Raw genomic sequence first — 17,014 nt, 5'->3', positions numbered from 1 at the left:
GAGGTGCCGATGCCGAACGCGAGTCCGCCGAAGGCGCCGTGGGTCGAGGTGTGACTGTCCCCGCACACCACGGTCATCCCGGGCTGCGTGAGGCCGAGCTGTGGGCCGACCACGTGCACGATGCCCTGCTCCGCGTCACCCATCGGGTGCAGCCGGATGCCGAACTCCGCGCAGTTCTTGCGCAGCGTCTCCACCTGTGTGCGGGACACCGGGTCCGCGATCGGCAGGTCGATGTCCACCGTCGGGACGTTGTGGTCCTCCGTCGCGATGGTGAGATCGGGCCGGCGCACCGGGCGCCCGGACAGGCGCAGGCCGTCGAACGCCTGCGGACTCGTCACCTCGTGGACCAGGTGGAGGTCGATGTAAAGGAGATCCGGTTCCGCGCCGGACCCCCGCCGGACGACGTGTTGGTCCCATACCTTCTCGGCAAGTGTCTTTCCCATTGCCTTACTCACCCATCGACGTCAGAAGTTCGTGTTCTCACGATCTGAAATACTGGACATCCCATATAGCGGGAACTTAATATCGAGACGTGGGACAGCATAGCGGCATCGGTGTACTGGACAAGGCAATGGCCGTGCTTCAGGCCGTCGCGAAGGAGCCCTGCGGGCTGGCCGAGCTGTGCACCCGCACCGGCCTTCCCCGCGCGACCGCGCACCGGCTCGCGGTGGGCCTCGAGGTGCATCGCTTACTGCGCAGGGGAAGCGACGGACGGTGGCGGCCGGGTGCGGCGCTGGCCGAGTTGGCCGGCGGCGCGGTCGACCCACTCCTGGATGCCGCGAGCTCGGTGTTGCCACGGCTGCGGGACCGCACCGGCGAGAGCGTGCAGCTCTACCGGCGCGACGGCGTGCACCGCGTCTGCATCTCCACCGCCGAGCCGCCGAGTGGCCTGCGCGACACCGTGCCGGTCGGCGCCAGGCTCCCGATGACCGCCGGCTCCGGCGCGAAGGTCCTTGCGGCGTGGACCGATCCGGCCACCCAGCGCGCACTGCTGACCGACGCGGTGTTCGGCGAGCGGGCACTGCTGGAGGTCCGGCGGCGCGGGTGGGCGCAGAGCGTGGCCGAGCGGGAACCAGGCGTAGCAAGCGTTTCCGCGCCGGTGCGGGACGCCGCCGGTCAGGTCGTGGCGGCGGTTTCCGTGTCGGGGCCCATCGACCGCATGGGCAGGCGCCCGGGCGCGCGCTGGGCGGCGGACCTGCTGGCGGCCGCGGACGCGCTGCAGTCCCGGCTCTGACCGTCCGAACCAGACTGGGGGTCCGGCATGGCGAACGGGCGTGTGCGACGCTCGCTGATCAGGTTCATCAGCGACGAGAACCTGGACCTGTACCTGCTCGGCACGGTGGCGCTGGTCTTCACCGTGCTGGGCATCACAGGCATCTCGGACGTGCGGACGACCTCCGCGGTCGTGGTGGCCCTGCTGGCGCTGCTGGCCTTCTCCCAGATCCGCTCCAGGAAGCTGGTCGAGCAGATCCGGAACTCCTCCCGCGGCGGCCTGGCCGCCGTGTTCACGCGGGAGTTCCCCGCCGCGCTGGTCTCCCGGCGCGCGGCGGCGAAGGACCTCCTCCTCGTCGGCCTGGCCATGTCCCGCACGGTGCACGGCATCCGGTCCGACTTGTCGAGGATCCTCGCGGCAGGGGGCCGGGTCCGGGTACTCGTCCTCGACCCCACCGACCGGTCGCTCCTCGAAGCCGCGGACCGGCGGAACCTGGCGAACGTCGGGCCGGACAAGCTGCGCGCGCGGATCCTGACGACGCTCGACGACCTCACCTCCCTGCGCGAGCACATCGACGGGCGACTCGAGATCCGGGTGTCCTCGGACATCCCGCCCGCCGGGTTCAACTGCGTCGACGCCGAGAGCCAGCGCGGGCTCGTGACCGTGCAGCACTACGAGTACCGGCCCGCCGGGGAGGCGGCGCCGATCTTCGTACTGACCCCGGCGGACGGGGCGTGGTACCAACACTTCCTGGCCGAGGCGGAGCGGTTGTGGGCGGCCGGCGCGGAATGGCCGCTGTCCCTGGAGGCGCGTGCCGCCCGGGCACCCCGGCCGGTGTTCCTCGACGAGTTCGGGCCGGAGCTGGACGAGGCCGTCGCGGGCGCGACCGACCTGCTCGTCACCGGGGTCGCCAGGAACATCTTCGTGAACAACCACTACCGGCGGCTGGAGAAGAAGCTCCAGTCCGGCCACCGGGTCCGGGTCCTGCTCGCCGACCCGGCCGGCCCGGCGATCGACATGGCGGCCGCCCGCTACTTCCCGGTGCGGACGCCGGAAGGCTTCCGGGAGCGGATCGAGCACACCCTGCGGCTGCTGGCGGAGCTGAAGTCCTCCACCGGCGGTGACCTCGAGGTGCGGCTGACCACGCACCTCATCTCGGTGCTGCAGGTCGTCACCGACAGCGCGTTGTTCGCCGAGTACTACGTCTACCGGGACCTGGCCAAGCCGAAGTTCGTGCTCACGGCGGGCGATCCGGCCTACCGGGACTTCCGGACCGAGGCGGAGAAGCTCTGGGACAGCGCGACGCCCGTGTCAGGCGACCACGCCGGTGTGCCCCAGCCAGCGCTCCCGCCACGCGAGACGCAGCCGGACGGCGCTCAGGGGTAGGTCCTCGTCCAGCAGGCGGGCCACCGACTCGCGCTGGGCCCAGGGGCACAGCTCGCTGAGCAGGCCCGGGATCTTCGCCTCCGGCACCCCGTCCACAAGGGACACGGCGATCTTCGCCCGGCCCGCGACGTACCCGTGGGGCAGGAGGCGGGCGCGGTAGTAGTCGATCCGGGCGCCGGCCACCCGGTCGGTGGCCGCCAGCAGCTGCTCGACCACCAGCTCCGCGACGTCCAACCGCCGCAACGCCTCCGACATGGGCACTCCCCACGACAGCCACAGCGGGTGCTCGACCGCGGCCAGCGCCTCCTTGATGGGTGGGCGCATCGGGCCCGTGCGCAGCACCCGGTAGTCCGTCGCCGCGGAGTCGGTGACCCGGCTCTTGCTCCGCACGGCCTGCCGGCGGGTCAGGCCGCACTCGCTCGCCGTCTGGCCGAGGCCGTCGGCGATCGAGAGCGTCGCGCTCGACAGCCGCCCGCGGCCGATCCGCGCCGGGGCCAGCGGCACCACCATGTTGATGAACGCGATCTCCTGCATGGTCGACTCGGACACGGCGAGCATCCCGACGTTGCGGGACAGCAGGTCCGCCGCGATGGCCGCCGACGACCCGAGCCGCGCGGGACCGACGAACGTCAGCAGCTGCACCGCGGTGGGCCGCACGTCCGGCGCCCAGCCGAACAGCTCCGCCCGCCTGGCCTCGTACCGTTCGCGGTCCTGTGGCAGCACCGACCACCACTCGCCACGCACGCGCCCGAACCGCCGGTCGGCCACCTGCAGCCCGAACCCGTTCTCGGTGGCCAGCTCGGCGAGCGCGCACATCAACGAGATCCGCTTGCCGTGGTCGTCCTGCTCCAGCCCGACGAGCATCCGCAGCGCCATCCCGTTGGCCACCCTCGGCGCCTCGCCGGAGCCGTCCACCCGGAACTGCCGCCCGGGGTCGCGGAACGGCGCGACCGGGGACTGCAGGAACAGCACCGGCGCACCGTGGTCGGCGGCGGCGGCCGCGGTCATCCCCTGGTAGGCCAGGGTGATCATGAGCGAGTCGGCGTAGGTGGGCCGCCACGGCTCGTGGTCGAGCGTGACCAGGATCTCGACGCTGTGCTCGGCGTCGTAGAGGAAGTCGGGGTTGATCACGACGTTGCCGGCGAACAACCCGCGCGTGTGCCCGCCCGCGTCATGGCGGCGCACCGCGATCCGGTTGGTCGTCACGCCGTCCTGCTGCTTGCTCGGCGTCACCGGCGTCCACGTGTGCACCTGGAACCCCACACCCGCGACGTGGAACGCCAGCGTCTCCGTGGCGGTCCGGTCCCGCGCGGTCGGCGGCAGCAGCTCGACGGCCGGCATCCCGGTCTCCGGGCCGTCGTGGCTGATGTCGAACAGCACCGACGGGCTGCCCGCGGTGGCCGCGCGGGCGGCGACGGCGGCCAGCGCGGGATGGCGGAGGCCGGGGTTAGCCATCTTCTTCGATGCCGATCGTGGAGAACTCGGCGCGGCAGCGTTTCCAGTGCCGCACCGGGTGGCCGCGGATCTCCTGCACCAGCCAGCTCGGGGTCACCCGGTTGACCGGCACCCGCCGGCGCCGCTTCATCGCCTTGCCGACGCCGTCCAGCCCGACGAGCAGGAACAGCACCAGCAGCGCGATCATCCCGGTCAGGAACGGCCGGTCCAGCGAGCCGGACCGCCCGGACGCGACCAGCAGCGCCAGCGCACCGGCGATGATGACCGAGGCGTAGGCGACGTAGCGCGGGAACAGCCGGAGCTGGCCGAGCACGGTCTTGTTCGACGGGATCTCCAGGCGGGACAGCAGGAGGCCGGGCACCAGCAGCAGCATCGTGACGACGGCGTCCGCCGACGAGATGGGTCCGCCGCCGTCGATCTTCGGCTGGAACCACTTGCCGAGCGCACCCAGCACGGGGATGCCGCTGAAGTAGTCCGGTTCCATCACCACGCCGAAGCAGACGACCAGCAGGAGCACGGCGAGCAGCAGCTTCGCCACGTTGGACGCCAGCGACGGCGGATCGTCGACCAGTGCCATGTAGACGCTCGAGGTGACCGGTTCGACCGAGCCCGGGTCCGCGCCGAACGGCCGGCGCTGCCACTGCGCGTGGCCGGCGTTCTCGCGCGGGTCGTTGTCGACGTGGATGTCCTGGTCCACCTGGGTGTTCTCCAGCTCGTCGGCCAGGTCGAGGAGGGTCCGCGCCGGCAGCAGGCCCTCGGCGAGCTTGCGGAAGTAGTCCGCCTCGTACAGGTTCGCGAACCGTTCCAGCCGCGCGACGATGGGCTCGTCGAGCGTCAGGCCGGTGTCGCCGGTGGCGATCGTGGTGTCCGGGCGCGTCGGGAAACGCGGCGGCCGGCTCGAGAAGGTGGCGTACCGCTCCTCCACGTACGCCCGGAAGGACTCGAGGTCGCGCTGGCGCCGGCGGCCGAACTCGGCGAGCCGGCTGGCGATGCCCTGCAGCTCCAGTTCGAGCAGCTTCGGCGCGACCGCGCGGAGCGTGTCGTACTTGTCCGCCACCGCCCGCATGTCCGCGACGAGCGACTGCAGTGCCGGGGAGTCGACGTCGGTGACGAGGAAGAAGCGGCGGACCTGGATCTCCGAGGGCACCTCCGCGGTCACGTGGTAGGAGTTCACGGCCCGCGGGATGAGCGTGGAGTACCGCACGGTGAACTCGTGCCGGATGCCTCCCCAGCGCGCCAACGCGTTGCGGGGGTTGAGGTGCTTCGAGCGGGCCGGGATGACCGGCGCCTCGAACTGGATGAACGCCTGCGCCGCGCTGGTCGGCATCGCGACGACGAGCAGGTACTCGGAGGAGGCGATGTCGAGCAGGCGCAGGAAGGGACTGTCCGGCTCGAACAGCTGCGTGACCGCCGCGGCGGCCTTGTCGCGGATGATGTCGGAGTCGGTCGCTCGGCCGCTGTCCGCCGGCGGTGGCGGCAGCGCGCCGAGGATCTGCCGGCCGTTGGTGACCATGGCGGTGATGGTCGCCTCGATGAGCCACCGCGACCGGTTGAGACTGTGGCGGATGCCGTGCAGGAGCTCCTTCGGGTCCTCGGTGCGCCGGTCGGAGGTGAGGAACATGCGGAAGGCGCGGTGAAGCCCGTGGATCATCGCGCGCCCGTTCTCCACCTGCGTGGTGCGCGGGACGACGTTCCCGGCGCCGTCCCGCACCACGAACGAGGCCTGGTCGCTGCGCGACTGCCGGGACACGGGTACCCACACCGAGGCCGGCTCGTCGTCCCCCGGTTCGGTACGCAACGCCCACTTCTGCTCGGCGGTGAGCACGTTCATGTTGATGTCGACGCTGACCGTGCGCGCCATGTGGGTCGAGTCGGCGAGCGTGAGCGCCTCGCTCATCCGGTCGATGTGCTCAAGCCGCAACCCGAGCGCGAGCAGGTTGAGCCCGAGCGCCTCCTGGTAACCGTCGTGCGGCTGCGGCGCGGTGGGGATGGGCGTCCTGTGCAACGCGTTGAGGAAACGCCGCAGCCGATCACTCTCCCGCGACCTGCTCGGCACCACGCGCTCCCAATCCCCGGTGAGACCACAAGACTACCGATCGTGGCGAGTGAACACACCTGGGTCTGCCGGTCTCAGCTGAACGCCAGCCTCGGTGCTCGGTCCGCACAGTAGTTTGGTGGCGTCTGAGGACAGCTGTTCGTGCAGACCCTTGGCTGATACCAGGTGGTAACGGAACCTGGTCACGCTCGCACTGGTCGGCACGTGGCCGAGCGGCACCTGTCCCGCCTCCACTGGGTCACCCTGTTCGTGGCGGCCACGGCCGCGGGGCAGTTGACCGCGTTCGCCTGGCACCTATCGGGGCGGCGACTCGATCGCGATCTGTGGTCTGGCGAGTGGGATGGTGGTCCGGTTGTTGGCGGACCACTCATGAACCAGTGGGCCGAACCGGTCGTCATGTGCTACATCACACATTGATCGGCTAGGGCTTCGATGGAATCCGCGCAGCGGCGATGGCGGCGCTCGTCGCCGCGGTCGTGTTGTTCGCCGCGCCGTCCCAACGCGAGACTCTCGCCGCCGCGGTGACGTGCGCGGTGGCACTTGCTCCCGCCGAGGGCCAGCATGGCGTCGCACTGCTTGCCGGCATGGGCGCGACCCGGGCTCTCGGCGTCGTGGCGTCAGGAGGTCTTCGACGTGAGGGGATCTAGTGCTCTGCGCCAGGACTTCGATCAAGATGTGGGCGAGACGGTCGAGGATCTCGTCCACAGCCTTCTTCGATGAGAGGGGCTTGGGATGTCATTCCAGGTCAGACCCGTCCCACCGTGGAACGCGACAGTCCGCTCTGCTCTCGTCGCCATCGAGGCCTGCGGCCAGTGCGTGGCGTCCTCGGGTTGACGCTGCAGGGTGGCGACCACGACCTCTTCCACCTGCTCGTCGGTGATCTTACGAGGCGCACCCGGACGCGCCTCGTCCACCAGCCCCTCCAACGGCCGGTCCAGGAACCCGCGACGCCACTTGCCCACCGTCTGCGGCCAGACACCCAACTCGGCCGCAACACCGGATTGGACTTCCCTCCCGCACACCCCAGCACCATCCGACACCGCTGCGCCAGGGCCTGCGAGGACTTCGCCGGCCGAGCCCACCGCACCAGCGTCTCGCGCTTCCTCGTCCGTCAGCGTCACCTTGGCCACCGGCCGACCCCTACTAGCCGCCCGACAACCCTACAATTCATCAACGAACTTCGGGTGCAAGAGGCTAGGGGCGTTACACCCGACGCCGGCGCGGTGCGGGGTGCCCCGAGGCCGCCGGGGTGAGCACTGGCGGAGCCGCCGTGCCTGGAAGGTGGATCCAGGCGTGGATACGGTTCTTCTTCACCTGTACGAGCACCGGGTGGTAAGTGGCCGGGTCGATGTCGCGGTAGCCGTGACGGACGGCGGCCTCGTAGAAGGCGTCCGAGAAGCTCGTGGCCACGTCGACCGGGCAGTTGCGCAGGGCGGTGCGGAGTTCCGCCGCGTCCAGCATGCGGCAGGCGAGGATCAGGTCGATGCCCGACATGCCGTACGGGTCGTTCGACACCTCGCCGGCGTGGACGGCGCAGCGGAGGCGGAACCGCTCGGCGAGCCGCGCGTTGCGGTTGTGCTCCGCCAGTGCCGCGCACAGGCAGTCCAGCAGCGGGTCGATCAACAGGACCTTCGGCACGAGCGGCGAGACGAGCACGATGACACCGTCGCCGCGGTCCTCGTGCCCCTCGGGCGGCCACGCCAGCCCGGCGGCCTGGAACGCCTCCCGAAGCACGCCGTAGAGGGCGGCACGAACCGCCGTCCTGGCGCGGTCGTCCCGGTAGGGCTCGGAGAACCCTTCTACGTCGAAGACCAGGATCGACCTGTGCGTTGGCAGATGCTCCATCGCTTCCCTCCCCTGGGAAGTACCACTACGTCGTCTGCGGTGGCCGGCGATCCACCTGTCGGAATCAACTGAGGAACTGGAAAGGCGAGGCGTTGATCGTAGGACCGCCCGCGCACAGCTGACAACGTTTTCCAGTTCGTATGATTCGACATCCGCCGCGCGTTCGATCAAAGTCCTACGCTGCTTGGATTACGTGTTGGGCGGACGTGATATCGCGGTTGCTGTCCGTTCAATTTGAAGCCGTTGCTCCTCACGCGGACACGCCATTTACCATCAGGCGGGAATTGTCTGGTCGACCTGGAGCGCGAAGCTGAGCGCGCCGCGGGCGCCGGCCTGCCGACCGAGTTCGGAACCAACGACCCGCACAGGAGCGAATTCGGGATCGAACATGCCGCGCAGCGCGTGCAGCCGCATGGAATCCTCGATGACCGTGAGGAGCAGGTCCGCGGCCATGCCCAACTCGCCGCCGAGCACGACGATCTCCGGGTTCAACAGGTTGCACACCTTCGCGAGCGCGAGACCCATGACGCGTGCCGCGTCCGTCAGCACGCGCCGGCACACGGGATCACCACCCTTGGCGCGCTCGATCAGACTTTCCAGGGACTGAGGAGAATCAATCCGGTATCCGGCGTATGCCTCCCGGACCTGCGAGAGCAGACGAATACCGCCGATCAGGGTCTCCAGGCACCCGCGATTACCGCACCGGCACACCGTTCCGTCGGTGTCCATGGCGAGGTGGCCCATTTCTCCCGCGATTCCGTGCCGGCCCCGGAAGATCAGACCACCGACGATCAGTCCGGCGCCGATGCCGACCGAGGCCTTGACGTACAACATCGTCTCGTGGCCGTCTAGCCCGACACCGTGGACGTATTCCCCGTACGCCGCCAAGTTCGCCTCGTTGTCGACAATCACGGGCACATTGGAGAACTCGTGCTGGAACTGGTCCCTCGGGTCGCCGGTCATGTTCCACCCCAGCGACGAGGAGACCTGCGTGATCCTGCTCGTCCGTGGGTCGATGGCGGCCGGAATACCGACGCCGATCGACACGATGTGATCACTGGTCAGGCCAGTTCGTTCCACGGTCTCCCGGATCAGCCGAACAGCACGCCTGAACCAGAGGTTGCCCGACTGGTCGGCGCCGAACTCGACCGTGGAGTACTCGACGTCGGCCGCTCCCACGGGTCGGGCCGCGACCGTCACACTGCTGTGGTTGACCTCCACCCCCACGGCCGCACCGCGGACAGGGCCGAGGCGTACCCGCTTCCCGCGCTCCCCTTCGCCGCTGTCGACGACGAACACACCCTCCTGGACTAGCTCGTTCACAACGGCGGAAATCGTCGCCTGGGACAGGTGCGTCTGCCGCGCGATACTGACCTGGGTGCCCGGGGTGACCATGACCGCGCGGATGATGCGCCGCCGGTTCGCCTCGCGCAGGGAGTCGGTCCGCGACGTCAACAGTGTACGAGCGTCAAATGGCGCGTCGCGGCCGCGGTCGTTCATACCACACTCCCCAGTCTTCAATTCGAAGACGGTCAGGTCCCAAACCTTAGCGTACGGCCGCTTGAGCGCGTTGTATCATCGCGACCTACAAGTTGTGGATCTTCAAGAGGTCGGTGGGCCTGACTGGGGAACACAGGCCCTGGCAAATGCCTGGAAAATGTGCTATTCCTGTCAACAGGGGCCTTCTGCTCTCTTGAGGATCGAGGTATCAGGAGGCGCAAACGTGATTGAAGGCACTCGTGAGGAGAACTCACCATCCGGTGATTCATCCAAGGATTACGAGACGCCACTGGTATTTGATCTGGGGCCGGTGTTCGAGGTGACACGAGGGAGTTCCACAGGCGGGGCGGATAGTAATGGTCAGGGTCTATATTAGCCGACCAAGTGAGTTGTAGTCAGGTGTTCACCACCTGTTCAACGCGTGCGGGCACGGAAACCCTCGTCGCCTGCTTCTCACCGGGACGAGGAGCGCGCTTCCTCGGGTCCGGACCGGACAGCGGAGAGGCTGGGCCGGTTCGGTCGTCAGTCGTCATGGGGCAGGGCCTCCTCCGTGAGCATGCGGCGGAAAGCGAGAGTGTCACTGCCCTTGCCTCCTCGATCGCGTGCAGTTCGGTGATGCTCATCGGCCCTGACGGGCTGTCGGCGTGCTCCGATCCGGTTGGGCAGTTCCCGCTCTTCACGGCACAGGACCGAGATCGGGTGCTGGTGGGGTCTCGTGCTTCGGCTTTGGCGGCCGAGATTGGTGACACTGTTGATCTCGTGGTACTGGCGGCACGCATCGCCTGCCCGGACACGCCCGATCTGTTCGCCACGCGGACGGCGTTTCAGCGGGTTCGTCGGATTTCTGAGGGTACTGTTTTTCGTGCTGATGATCGTGGGGTACAACAAACCGAACATCGGCGCATTCGGACCGAATCGGCCATTACTTTGGCCGATGCGGCCGAACAGTTGCGTCACCATCTGTCCGTGGCGGTGTCGGCTCGGCTCAGCATTGCCAACCGGGTGAGTTCGGACTTCAGCGGCGGCTTCGACTCGACGTCCTTGGCTTTTTTGGCCGCCGCGGAAACACCCGTCGTCGCGCTCACCTCATGCCGCGCGGGTGTTCCGAGTGACGACGTCAAGCGTGCTCGCAATTTCGCCCGGCTCAACGCGGGACTGGCGCATCACCTGGTGGCGACGCCGGCCGATCACCTTCCCTTTCAGGACCTGGTCGCCGCAGCTGACGAACCCCATCCCACGCCGATGTTCCTCGGGCCCCTGCGAGCCCGGCTCGGCGCCGCCCGTGACCTCGGCGCCGACCTGCACCTCGTGGGCGAGGGTGGCGACGTCTTGCTTGGCGCGCCGCCCGCGTACCTCGCCGACCTGGCACGGACGCGGGACCTCGCGACGCTGTGGCGGCACTGCATGGCATGGGCGCGCCTGCGCGCCAGCTCGCCGCTCCGGTTGTTCCGCAGGGCCATGGTGCTGGGCGCGACGAGCAGGCGCCGTGCCCTGCTCACCCTGGCCCGAGAACTCCAGCGCGGCATGCCAACCGGCGCGACCTCCTGGGAAGACGACTGGGTCTGCTACTGGCGCCGCCCGCCCGCCGACTGGTTGGCGCCGGGAGCGCGGCGGCGGCTGACGGCGGAGCTCCATGCGTTGGCCGACCAGGACGACGGCCACGACGACATCGGTGACCGGGTGACCATGAGCTGGTTACGCGGCCAGGCACTGACCCAGCGCGCCGTCCGGGACGCCGGTCGCGAGTTCGGGATCGACGTCCACGCGCCGTTCCTCGACGCGGACGTGGCGCGTGCGTGCCTGTCCCTGGCCGCCCACCGCCGCGTCGACCCGGCCGTGCACAAGCCGCTGCTCCGACGCGCGCTGTCCGGTCTGGTGCCCAAAGCCGTGCTGGCGCACCCCGCCAAGGGCGACTACAGCAGGGAGTCCCACCACGGGCTGCGCCACGCCGCGCCGGCGCTGCGCCGACTGCTCGCGGAGTCGGCGGCCGCGGACTGCGGGCTGATCGAACCCGGACCCGTGCTGGCAGCGCTCGACAACGCCGTGCAGGGCCTGCCGACGCGCTGGGACGCGCTGAGCCAGGTCATCGCCGTCGAACTGTGGCTCCGGGACACGCAGGGAAAGGTGGGGTCGGCATGACGAGTTTCGTGATACCCGACGGAGTGCGTGCGGTGCCGGAGTCCGACGGGCGCATGGTGCTGCTCAACGAGAACACCGGCGTCTGGCACAGCCTCAACCGCGCCGGCGCGGACCTTTACCAGACGCTTGGTAGCTCCGGAGACATCGATGACGCCGTCGACCGTCTCGTCCAGCGCCACCGGGACGTGCCACCGGACCGCATCCGGGGGGACGTCGAGCGGGTGATCACCGAACTCGTCCGTCGTGGGCTTCTCCAGTCGACTGGTACCTACACCCGTTACCCGGCCGCGGTGCTGATGGCCACACCGGACGCGCCGGGCGCGGTTCCCCAGCGGCACCGCGTCGTCGCCGGAGTGGCCTTCGTGGTGGCCCTTGTGCTGCTGCGGCTGCCGTTCCGCACGTCGACCACGCTCGTCAGCACGCTCAAGCGGCGGCTGGCCACTCGCGACGCCACCCTGGCGGAGGCGGCGCACCTGCTGGCCACCGCGACGTTCGTGACCAGGCACCACCCCGGCCGGGTCGCCTGTCTGGAGCTGTCACTCACCGCAGTGCTCACCGCAGCGCTGCTTCGGCGGCGCATCGACTGGTGCTTCGGCTTCGCGACGGATCCCCAGACGTTCCACTCCTGGATCGAGGTCACCGGCACACCGGTCACGGCGGTGACGGACGATCCCATCCTGCCGACCTACACACGCGTGACAAGGGTGTGACGCCGCGGAAGGCGCGCTCTGGGCACCGAGCGCGCCTTCCGCGTTCGGCTGTCAGGAGAACGAGACGGAGTAGCTGTTGCTCGCGAAGTCCATCCCACCGCTCGACGAGGTGATCTCGAAGCCGAACTGGACCTCGCCCAGGGTGACGTCGCCGAACCAGCCGCGGCCGCGGATCCAGTTCAGCACGGCCAGGACGTCCACCGAACCGGCGTTCGTGTTCCCGGTGCGTACGAAGGAGAAGACGGCGTTCGAGCCGTTGCTGCCGCTGTAGACGTCCCAGGTGTGCCCGCCGACCGTGGCCGTGGTCTGTTTCGAACCCAGCGGGCCCACCGCGCCCTGCTTGTTCATCCACAGCATTATCTCGTAGGCGTTGTTGTTCGCCCAGATGTCGTACGCGGTCTCGTAGGCGCCGCCACTCGGCCTCGTCACGTTGAAACTGCTCGACACGCTGTGCAGTGCGCTCAGGTTCCTCCCCACGTTCCGCGCGGAATGCGGGTAGGCCTTCACACCGCCGGTGTTGGGGTGATTCGCCCACACACCCCAGTTGCTGTACGAGTTGGCCCAGATGGTCTGCGGACCGGCGCCGCTGCCCCACACGTCGTTGCGGACCGTGTAGCCGCCGTTGGACCAGGTTGCCCACTTGTCCGTCGAGGACCAGGCCGCCTGCGTCTGGTATTCGCCGGTGGACTCGGCCTGCGCCGGACCCGCGACGAGCAGGCCGCCGGCCGTCAGGATCGTGGCCACCGCGAAATGGAGCCACCGCTTGGTCGGTGTCGTTCGCATTGAGGTCTCCATCGTCGTCGTTGACTGGAGGGGTCGCGACCGTCGGTAGCCCAGGCAGGGACTCAATGTAGCGACACGCCTGCCACCCGTCAACGAAACGTCGGAGGACAATGTGAGCGTTCTCTTGGGGTCATACCACCCGTAGATGATGTTCAACTGTTAACGCGCACATCGCACTCAGTCGATGCGGAGGACGGCCTTGCCGCCGATCCCGCGGTGCAGCAGGGCCTCGAACGCGGCGGCGTGGTCGCGCCAGGAGACCGCCAGCCCGACCTGGCCGTCGAGGCGGCCCTCGGCCACGAGGCCGCACAGGCGGCGCAGGTCCCTGGCCGCGCTGGCGTGCCGGGTCAGCTCGTCGAACAGGTTGAGCGTGTGGATCCGCGCGCCGGGCGACCGGTCGAAGCGCGCGGCGCGGAAGGTGACCGTCTCGTCGTGGTCGCGCGTCGCGAGGTTCACCACCAGTCCGCCGGGGGCCAGATGTTCGATCGCGTGGCCGAAGGTGGTGCCGCCGACGGCGTCGACGACCACGTCGAAGTCGGCGTCGAGGTGGTCCACCACCGCGCGGGCGCCCAGGCGGCGCAACGGCTCCCGCGCCGCCGCGACGTCCCGCACCAGGGCCGTGACGTGCGCGCCGGCGGCGTCGGGCAGCTGGACGGCCATGCGCCCCACCCCGCCCGTCGCGCCGGTCACCAGCACGCGCTTCCCCAGGGTGAAACCACCCACCTCCAACGCGCGCAACGCCGTCAGGCCGGCCGTCGGCAGCGTCGCGGCCTGCTCGTCGGGCACCGCGGCCGGGATCTCCGCCAGCCAGCCCGTCCCGACCGCCACCAACTCGGCCCAGGCACCCGCGCGCACCAGCCCGACCACCCTGGTCCCGACCGGCGGCCCGCCGCTGTCCGCGGCCCGGGCGACCACACCCGCGACGTCCCAGCCGACGAGTGCCCCCTCGGCCCGGCCGGGCAGGTCGACGACCTCGCCGCGGTTGAGCGACGAGGCCACGACACGCACCACGGCCTGGTCCGGTGACGGCACCGGGTCGGCCACCTCTCGCAGCTCGACGTGCGGGACCGCCTGGGAGACTCTCAACGCCAACACACCCTCATGGTTCACACTCCGCGATGGCTTGGCTACATTGGGAGCGCTCCCGACGAGGGGACGTGACGTGAAAGCACTGCTGTCGCTGACCGTGGCCGCGGTCGCGCTGTCCGGAATGGCCGTGCCGGCCACGAGACCGGCTTCCCACGAGGTGCGCTCGACCGGCACCGTGGTGGTCGCGACGTCCCGTGCCGCACCGGTGGTCGAGAACGTCGGCACGTCGACGATCACGGTGCGGGCGCACAGCGCGGTCAGCCAGGTCGTGGCGCGCCTGGGCGCCTCGGACGGGTCGCGGCAGCGGCGGTCGGTCGTCGACGAGAACGGGCACCGCAGGCGCGGCGAGGTCGAGGCCGGCGACCGGCTCCTGGTCACCGCCGAGGACGGCCACTCGACCGGTGCCTACACGTTCGCCATCGCCGACCCCGGTGCGGCCCGCCACGACGGCGCCTACTGGAACGCCGCCCGGTACGCCGAGATCGACCGCACGGTCAACGCGCACACCCCGGTCTTCCCGGACCGCAGGTGCGACATCACCAGCCGCCGGTACGCGCACCTGGTCCGGCAGGTCACCGAGACCTACTTCGTGGGCAACGAGGCCGGCGACCCGGCGGTCAAGGACTCGCCGCTCGTCGCGGCCAGCCACCGGGTCTGGTACTACACCGACGCGATCGCGGCGGCCGTCGCCGACTGCCACCGCGCGGGCGGCGGCATCGTCGTGGTGCCGGCGAACCGGTCACGCAACGCCGACGGCGCCTACTACTCCGGCGCGATCACGCTGCTGAGCAACGTGAACCTCAGGGTCGAGACCGGCGCGGTCGTGAAGTTCGTCCGCACCAAGACGAACGAGTTCTACCCGGTCGTGCTGACCAGCTACGAGGGCACCGACCTGTACAGCTTCTCGCCGTTCATCTACGCGCTGAACCAGACGAACATCGCGGTCACCGGCGGCGGGCTGTTGGACGGCCAGGAGGACATGTGGAACTGGCGGCCCTGGAAGAAGGGCTACTGGGGCCAGCCGTCCGTCGAGGACAAGAACCTCGACGCGCCGTACGGCGACAACGGCATCCTGAACGCGATGAACTTCGCCGACGTCCCGGTCCAGCGCCGGATCTTCAGCGACGACGGGCACCTGCCGGCGACCATCCCCGTCATCGACGGGAACACCGTGCGCGACGTGCCCCCACCCGCCGACGTCACGCCGCTGCCGTCGACGTTCCGGCCGGCGTTCATCGAGCCGTACCACTCCAGCAACGTGCTGATCGAGGGCGTCAGGATCCGCCACACGCCGTTCTGGATCGTGCACCCGGTCAGCTCGCGGCACGTGCTCGTGCGCGACCTCGACATCTACAGCGACAAGACCAAGGACTTCGAGGCGAGCGGCTGGAACAACGACGACGGGCTGGACCCGGAGTCGAGCCGTTACGTGGTGCTGGAACGCAACCGGGTCACGGTCAGCGACGACGGGGTGGCCGTCAAGTCCGGGCGCAACGTCAACGGGCGGCTGCACCGCGCGCCCAGTGAGGACATCATCATCCGCGACTCGGTGTTCGGCAACGACGGCGGCGGGTCCGCGGCCATCTCGACGGGCAGCGAGATGTCCGGCGGCGTCCGCAACCTGTTCGTCGAGCGCGACGAGTTCGGCGGTCCCGGGCTGGCGATGCTGTTGAAGATCAAGACCAACGCCAACCGCGGCGGCTACGTCGAGAACGTCTACGTGCGGCACAGCCTGCTGCGCAGCGCGACCGTGTCGATGGTGCAGTTCGACGGCAACTACCCCGAGACCGTGCCGTTCCCGAACGCGGACGTGTTCAACCCGGTCATCAGGGACATCTACCTCGACGACGTCGACACGGCACCCGACATGACGCCCGGCCGCACGACGTTCCGGATGAGCAGCGCGGCGTCGCGGTCACCGGTCGAGAACGTCTACTACCGCGACTCGCGGTTCTACACCGACAGCACGCTCGAGTCCGGGTTCAGCGGGAACAGGAACATCCGCAACTTCGTGGTCGAGAACGTCACGTACCTCGACCCGGTCACGGGCAGGCGGACCGTGTACCACACCACGCCGCTGAACCTGTTGGACCGGACCGTCGCCGTGACCGCGGCCGGCGCGAGCGTGCCGCTCACCGCCGCCGCCGACGTGGTCACGGCGGTCCCCACCCGAACCTTTTCCCTACACGGCAAGGTGGATGTGGCGGCTTATCCGGGTTTCGCCGGGACGGTGCGGGTGTTCGTCGACCGGGATCCGAACCCGGTGCCGGCCACGCTGGCCGCCGACGGCACGTTCCAGACGGGACAGTTGACCGTGGACGACAACCAGTACTGGTACGTGGACCGCCACTACGTCGCGGTGAACCTCTACGACGGGATCAACATGAACACCGTGGTCTACCAGATCGCGGTCGGGAGGTCGTGATGAGGACTCGGATGGCGCTGGTCTCGGCGGCGGTCGCGCTCGCGCTCGCCCCGGTGCCGGCCGCGGCCACCGCGTCGCCGCACGTGGGGCACGCGAGCCACACGATCACCTACGACCGGTACTCGCTGATGATCGACGGGCACCGGGAATGGCTGTGGTCGGCGGAGTTCCACTACTTCCGGCTGCCGAGCCAGGCACTGTGGCGCGACCAGCTGGAGAAGCTGGACGTCCCCATCTCTGGTACAAGCCGAAGCACAGCGAGCGTGTACTTGCGATGCTGCACCGACCACTTTTCGCCCGAGCGCTTCACGAGGTCGCCTTCCGAAATCGCCACGGCCATGTCGGATTTGCCCCGGCTGCCCGCGGCAATATTGCGACGCGTCTGGCCGCGATCACGGAGATAGCTTTTTTTC

Annotated in this window: 15 protein-coding genes; 7 read left to right on the top strand and 8 right to left on the bottom strand. The window is 69.3% G+C overall.

The features are described 5' to 3' along the window. The coding region (locus ACJ73U_RS18625; RefSeq protein WP_407778916.1) for an aconitase family protein at positions 1-443 on the bottom strand (443 nt) is incomplete at its 3' end. A gap of 89 nt (positions 444-532) precedes the next feature. Here ACJ73U_RS18625 and ACJ73U_RS18620 point away from each other — a divergent pair. Together ACJ73U_RS18620 and ACJ73U_RS18615 are read left to right on the top strand one after the other, a co-directional pair. Beyond that, a complete protein-coding gene (locus ACJ73U_RS18620) occupies positions 533-1,234 on the top strand; it encodes an IclR family transcriptional regulator (protein ID WP_407778915.1) in 702 nt (233 codons plus the stop codon). A gap of 27 nt (positions 1,235-1,261) precedes the next feature. Beyond that, a complete protein-coding gene (locus tag ACJ73U_RS18615; RefSeq protein ID WP_407778914.1) occupies positions 1,262-2,599 on the top strand; it encodes a DUF5919 domain-containing protein in 1,338 nt (445 codons plus the stop codon). On the opposite strand, the gene ACJ73U_RS18610 is transcribed toward ACJ73U_RS18615, so the two are convergent. Continuing rightward, the gene (locus tag ACJ73U_RS18610; protein WP_407778913.1) at positions 2,525-4,054 is read right to left on the bottom strand and encodes a hypothetical protein; all 1,530 of its coding nucleotides are present in this window, start codon (positions 4,052-4,054) and stop codon (positions 2,525-2,527) included. The genes ACJ73U_RS18615 and ACJ73U_RS18610 overlap by 75 nt on opposite strands. Beyond that, a complete protein-coding gene (locus ACJ73U_RS18605; RefSeq protein ID WP_407778912.1) occupies positions 4,047-6,110 on the bottom strand; it encodes a hypothetical protein in 2,064 nt (687 codons plus the stop codon). The genes ACJ73U_RS18610 and ACJ73U_RS18605 overlap by 8 nt, the downstream gene beginning before the upstream one ends. Before the next feature lie 452 nt (positions 6,111-6,562). Here ACJ73U_RS18605 and ACJ73U_RS18600 point away from each other — a divergent pair, with 452 nt between their 5' ends. Next, on the top strand, positions 6,563-6,757 hold the full coding sequence (locus ACJ73U_RS18600) for a hypothetical protein (RefSeq protein ID WP_407778911.1): 195 nt from the start codon (positions 6,563-6,565) through the stop codon (positions 6,755-6,757). Between the two features lie 21 nt (positions 6,758-6,778). On the opposite strand, the gene ACJ73U_RS18595 is transcribed toward ACJ73U_RS18600, so the two are convergent. The 3 genes from ACJ73U_RS18595 to ACJ73U_RS18585 form a co-directional block, all read right to left on the bottom strand. Further along, positions 6,779-7,240 (bottom strand): helix-turn-helix domain-containing protein, encoded by a 462-nt coding sequence (locus ACJ73U_RS18595; RefSeq protein WP_407778910.1) that lies wholly within the window; start codon positions 7,238-7,240, stop codon positions 6,779-6,781. A gap of 73 nt (positions 7,241-7,313) precedes the next feature. Next, entirely contained in the window at positions 7,314-7,955 is a 642-nt protein-coding gene (locus tag ACJ73U_RS18590; protein WP_407778909.1) for a hypothetical protein, read from the bottom strand. 273 nt (positions 7,956-8,228) lie between these two features. Next, complete coding sequence (locus ACJ73U_RS18585; RefSeq protein WP_407778908.1) at positions 8,229-9,455, bottom strand: ROK family transcriptional regulator; 1,227 nt, start codon at positions 9,453-9,455, stop codon at positions 8,229-8,231. Positions 9,456-9,986: 531 nt separating this feature from the next. Between ACJ73U_RS18585 and ACJ73U_RS18580 the strand changes: the two genes are divergently transcribed. Both ACJ73U_RS18580 and ACJ73U_RS18575 read left to right on the top strand, forming a co-directional pair. Continuing rightward, entirely contained in the window at positions 9,987-11,594 is a 1,608-nt protein-coding gene (locus tag ACJ73U_RS18580; RefSeq protein ID WP_407778907.1) for an albusnodin/ikarugamycin family macrolactam cyclase, read from the top strand. Further along, positions 11,591-12,304 carry a lasso peptide biosynthesis B2 protein gene (locus ACJ73U_RS18575; protein ID WP_407778906.1) on the top strand — a complete coding sequence of 238 codons (714 nt, stop codon included), beginning with the start codon at positions 11,591-11,593 and terminating at the stop codon, positions 12,302-12,304. Before ACJ73U_RS18580 ends, ACJ73U_RS18575 begins: the two co-directional genes overlap by 4 nt. Before the next feature lie 51 nt (positions 12,305-12,355). Here the strand turns inward: ACJ73U_RS18575 and ACJ73U_RS18570 are convergent, their stop codons facing one another. Beyond that, positions 12,356-13,087 (bottom strand): glycoside hydrolase family 12 protein, encoded by a 732-nt coding sequence (locus tag ACJ73U_RS18570; RefSeq protein ID WP_407778905.1) that lies wholly within the window; start codon positions 13,085-13,087, stop codon positions 12,356-12,358. Between the two features lie 177 nt (positions 13,088-13,264). Next, a complete protein-coding gene (locus tag ACJ73U_RS18565) occupies positions 13,265-14,182 on the bottom strand; it encodes a zinc-binding dehydrogenase (protein ID WP_407778904.1) in 918 nt (305 codons plus the stop codon). 67 nt (positions 14,183-14,249) lie between these two features. Between ACJ73U_RS18565 and ACJ73U_RS18560 the strand changes: the two genes are divergently transcribed. Both ACJ73U_RS18560 and ACJ73U_RS18555 read left to right on the top strand, forming a co-directional pair. Next, positions 14,250-16,601, top strand: a complete 2,352-nt coding sequence (locus ACJ73U_RS18560; protein WP_407778903.1) for a glycoside hydrolase family 28 protein — start codon at positions 14,250-14,252, stop codon at positions 16,599-16,601. Next, positions 16,601-17,005: a beta-galactosidase gene (locus tag ACJ73U_RS18555; protein WP_407778902.1), complete on the top strand. Its 405-nt coding sequence runs from the start codon at positions 16,601-16,603 to the stop codon at positions 17,003-17,005. Before ACJ73U_RS18560 ends, ACJ73U_RS18555 begins: the two co-directional genes overlap by 1 nt. Positions 17,006-17,014: the final 9 nt, after the last annotated feature.

It is taken from the genome of Actinophytocola sp. (assembly GCF_045807065.1).
GTDB lineage: Bacteria > Actinomycetota > Actinomycetes > Mycobacteriales > Pseudonocardiaceae > Actinophytocola.
The sequence above is the reverse complement of the archived record's forward strand: the minus strand, read 5'-3'. Positions and strand labels throughout refer to the sequence as shown.

What these genes read in the sequence shown, in the direction of transcription:
- ACJ73U_RS18575 (WP_407778906.1), top strand. Translation starts at nt 11,591, where the DNA reads ATGACGAGTTTCGTGATACCCGACGGAGTGCGTGCGGTGCCGGAGTCC.
- ACJ73U_RS18615 (WP_407778914.1), top strand. Translation starts at nt 1,262, where the DNA reads ATGGCGAACGGGCGTGTGCGACGCTCGCTGATCAGGTTCATCAGCGAC.
- ACJ73U_RS18600 (WP_407778911.1), top strand. Translation starts at nt 6,563, where the DNA reads ATGGCGGCGCTCGTCGCCGCGGTCGTGTTGTTCGCCGCGCCGTCCCAA.
- ACJ73U_RS18570 (WP_407778905.1), bottom strand. Translation starts at nt 13,087, where the DNA reads ATGCGAACGACACCGACCAAGCGGTGGCTCCATTTCGCGGTGGCCACG.
- ACJ73U_RS18590 (WP_407778909.1), bottom strand. Translation starts at nt 7,955, where the DNA reads ATGGAGCATCTGCCAACGCACAGGTCGATCCTGGTCTTCGACGTAGAA.
- ACJ73U_RS18555 (WP_407778902.1), top strand. Translation starts at nt 16,601, where the DNA reads ATGAGGACTCGGATGGCGCTGGTCTCGGCGGCGGTCGCGCTCGCGCTC.
- ACJ73U_RS18610 (WP_407778913.1), bottom strand. Translation starts at nt 4,054, where the DNA reads ATGGCTAACCCCGGCCTCCGCCATCCCGCGCTGGCCGCCGTCGCCGCC.
- ACJ73U_RS18580 (WP_407778907.1), top strand. Translation starts at nt 9,987, where the DNA reads ATGGGGCAGGGCCTCCTCCGTGAGCATGCGGCGGAAAGCGAGAGTGTC.
- ACJ73U_RS18585 (WP_407778908.1), bottom strand. Translation starts at nt 9,455, where the DNA reads ATGAACGACCGCGGCCGCGACGCGCCATTTGACGCTCGTACACTGTTG.